Below are 2,606 nucleotides of genomic sequence, written 5' to 3'. Positions count from 1 at the left end.
CGGGCATGCGGCGTGGGCGCCGGTCCCGTCCCGCGCCCGCCCGGCGCGGACGGCCGGACCCCGCCGCCCGCCGCACCAGCCCGTCCGCCGTACCGAACGCCGCGCCGACCGTGAACGCACTGCCGCCCGCTCCGACCACCGGCCCAACCGCTACGCGGCCCCTCCGGGGTCCTTCGGATTGCGCCGGCCGCTCCGCTCGTGTTCATCAGGAACGCTCGAATGGTGGGATAACACCTCTGCCGCCCCGCTTCCGATGCGCGGGCCTGGCGGCCCTGTGCTTCGGGTCGGGTTGCCACCGGATGACATGGTTACCAACAGCGAGAGCGACCTACCTTCGCCGTCGCTATCAGGTGTCCCTGGCCTGCCGTAGCCGGTCCAACGCGTCATTGACCAGGCGGCCCAGGTTTCCCAGTTCGTACGCCATCCGGTGACGTTCGTTGTCCTCCCAAGCTCTGATAGCCGCCCCGAGGCTGCCCGATCTCCCGGCAGTGACGATGATCTCTTGGCCGTTGACTCTCTTCGTTGCCGCATCGCCCAGGATGACCCAGCCGTACACGATCACGTCTCCCGAACGGCCAGGATCAGGTCAACCACCTTTTCCGGCTGTCCCTGCCCGACAGCCTGAAGATCAGAGCCGTTGCGGATAGACACCAGGTAGCAGCCCGAGCGCGGCCCCACGGTCACCGTGACATCGCGCCAGCCTTGAGGACCTTTCACGGTCAGTTCTGGCGGGTGTCGCTTCACCCACGTCCGGGAGTCAGGTCGATTCGGCCAGGTGGGGAGATCTACGTGGTTGCCGTAGAGGCCGAGGCTGATCGTGTTGTGGCGGTGGGCACGAATGCCATGTTCGGTGAGAAGTCGTTGCACGACGGCCAAAGCCCTGTCCTGGCTTTCCGCTGTAGCGTCGTTGATCACCTCGCCGCACTCGTCGCCACGCTGGTTTTCGCCCTGCCCCTCTGTTTCGCCTCGCGTCACTCTCATAACACCCGCCTTTCCTCTCACAGGTGCGCGCTCTTTGGGGCCCTCATGGTTCCGACCCGTTTCTGAGAGCACCAGCAAGGGCATCGCTTACAGCGATAGGAGTGCTAGGGGAAAGATCGCTCACAGCGATACGCTCGTTCCGTGGATGTGCGGACTTTCCCAGAGGCCCTTAAAGCGATCATGGAGCAGCAAGGGTGGACCCAAACCGATCTCGCCCGTGAGCTAGGTGTTTCCCAGGCATGGGTCTCTGAAGTGTCCCGAGGTCAGAAGGACACCGGCATGGCCAAGGCCATCAACCTACTGGCGCGCGTAGGCTGGGAAATACGCATATCGCCCAAAGTGGAGGAGTCTGTGGAACGCAGGGAATTCCTGGCAGCAGCCGCGTCCGTTATCTTCGTTCCCTCTACTAGCGCGAACCCCTATCAAGACGCCAACTATGTAAACACGTTGGCTACATCACTTGCTCGCAGCCGGTATGAGCTTGGCGGAATTCCGCTCATGTCGCGCGCGTCAAGCCATATGCAGCACATCGATCGGATATTGAAAGACGTCAGCGAGCGGCCTCTGCAAAAAGCGGTTTCTGAGCTTATGTATCAGGTCACCCTTGTTCTGTATGACGCGGGGAAGCTTGCCCAAGCCGACCGGACCGGCGGCATCGCGCTTGACCTCGCACTCCGAGCCCAGGACTTCAAGAGCCAGGCTCGCGCGTACGACAGCCTGAGCCGGGTCAGTCTCTATCGAGGTGATCATGCCCGAGGGGTCACCTACGCTCAGCGAGGACTACAAGTCCCGGACATCACGAGCAGCCAGCAGGCATCTTTGAGCATGCGGCTAGGGCGTTCCCTGGCACTCATACCGGAGCAGAAAGCAGCATCCCGGGACGCGCTTGATCGTGCCCTCAACGTCGGAGGGCTCTCCCCCTTCGGAGAGGCCGCCTTAGCGGGTGACGTCGGCATAGGACTGAGCCATCTTCGTGAGTACGGGGAAGCCGGAACGCTGTTGAATGAGGCAGCCAGCACGATCGGACAATGGTCACCGCTTTTCCGGGCGCAATACCTGGGACGGCAGATACAAACAGCACTAAGGGCTTCTGACCCGTCTTTCGCAGCCGATCGGATGAACGAACTGGCGCGAGCGCTCCCGTTCGTCGCTTCGGCGAGAGTCAACAAACGGGTTCATGAAATCCTCCGAGCGTCCCTTAAATGGAACGCGACCCCGGAGATACGGCAGGCCCGCGAACACCTGCAATCCATGATTTCTCCCGAAGCCCCACCGCCCGCCGCGTGACAACGGGCCTCACAATGCTGCCCGTTCTTTGGCGATCCTGCGGGCAGTGGCAATGCGTTGCCGAGCCAGTTCCGCCCAGAAGGGTTCGCCGTGTCGGTGGCCGCTTCCGGCGTAGCGCCACGCCGACAGGGTGAGCGTGGTCTCTTCGGCAGGATCGGGCAGGCCGAGAAGCATCCGGGCCTGCGCGGCCCGGTAGTCGGCACGGGTCCGGCGGAGTTCCCCGAGGGTGGTGGAGTAGTAGCGGCTCTTGGTAGAGAAGTGGGATCTGGCAAGATTTTCGTGATGGGTGACTGTGGGTGTTCATGATCATGCGAGCAGGACTCGTTTTCGCAGGAGTG

The 2,606-nt window shown here is 62.9% G+C and carries 3 protein-coding genes and 1 pseudogene; 1 reads left to right on the top strand and 3 read right to left on the bottom strand.

All coding sequences use genetic code 11. The annotated features are described in order from the left end of the window. Positions 1-346: 346 nt before the first annotated feature. Together ACSDR0_RS50100 and ACSDR0_RS50095 are read right to left on the bottom strand one after the other, a co-directional pair. Positions 347-562, bottom strand: coding sequence for a hypothetical protein (locus tag ACSDR0_RS50100; protein ID WP_435296045.1), 216 nt, complete (start codon positions 560-562; stop codon positions 347-349). After that, positions 559-981, bottom strand: a complete 423-nt coding sequence (locus ACSDR0_RS50095) for a hypothetical protein (protein WP_435296044.1) — start codon at positions 979-981, stop codon at positions 559-561. The genes ACSDR0_RS50100 and ACSDR0_RS50095 overlap by 4 nt, the downstream gene beginning before the upstream one ends. 141 nt (positions 982-1,122) lie before the next feature. Between ACSDR0_RS50095 and ACSDR0_RS50090 the strand changes: the two genes are divergently transcribed. Then, entirely contained in the window at positions 1,123-2,268 is a 1,146-nt protein-coding gene (locus ACSDR0_RS50090; RefSeq protein WP_435296043.1) for a helix-turn-helix domain-containing protein, read from the top strand. Between the two features lie 9 nt (positions 2,269-2,277). Here the strand turns inward: ACSDR0_RS50090 and ACSDR0_RS50085 are convergent. Next, positions 2,278-2,523 (bottom strand): annotated as a pseudogene (locus ACSDR0_RS50085) (replication initiator); the annotation flags it as partial. Positions 2,524-2,606 lie beyond the last annotated feature (83 nt).

This window comes from Streptosporangium sp. G11 (assembly GCF_051192615.1).
Taxonomy (GTDB): Bacteria; Actinomycetota; Actinomycetes; order Streptosporangiales; family Streptosporangiaceae; genus Streptosporangium.
Note: the sequence above shows the minus strand (reverse complement) of the source record. Positions and strands in the feature narration are given on the sequence as shown.